The following is a 477-nucleotide window of genomic DNA, read 5'->3' as shown; positions in this document are numbered from 1 at the left end:
GTCATAGCCCATCGCCTGAAGCACGATCTCATCNAAGATNTCCTGATAGATGCTGCTGTCCTGGAACCGCCGCCGGCGGTTCTGNCTCAGGGTGGAGGCATCCGGAATCTTGTCGGTCAGGTTNAAGCGCAAGAACCANCGATACGCCACGTTGACCTGTATCTCCCGCACCAACTGCCGCTCGCTGCGAATGCCGAACAGATAGCCTAGAAACAGCATCTTGAACAGCACCACCGGATCCAGTGCCGGCCGGCCATTGTTCGAGCAGTACAAGTGCCGAACCCGGTCACGGATGAATTCGAAATCGATGTACTGATCAATTTTGCGAAGAAGGTGGTTGTCGGGGACCAGCGNTTCGAGACTGACCATCTCGAGTTCGTGTTGTTGCGGGGACGGCTCTTTGAGCATGGGGCAGCCTCTGAAAAGTCGATGCCCCAATTACAACAAACCCCCGCCTTAATGGCGAGGGTTTGTCAG

1 protein-coding gene is annotated in these 477 nt (G+C 55.6%); it reads right to left on the bottom strand.

Annotation, left to right across the window (positions count from 1 at the left end; genetic code table 11):
* Nucleotides 1–408: transposase (locus KEHDKFFH_RS19995; protein WP_146084244.1), on the bottom strand; the 408-nt coding region annotated here is incomplete at its 3' end.
* Nucleotides 409–477: the final 69 nt, after the last annotated feature.

Origin of the sequence: Marinobacter maroccanus (assembly GCF_002933275.1) — a bacterium.
GTDB classification, from domain to species: Bacteria; Pseudomonadota; Gammaproteobacteria; order Pseudomonadales; family Oleiphilaceae; genus Marinobacter; species Marinobacter maroccanus.
The sequence above is the reverse complement of the archived record's forward strand: the minus strand, read 5'-3'. Positions and strand labels throughout refer to the sequence as shown.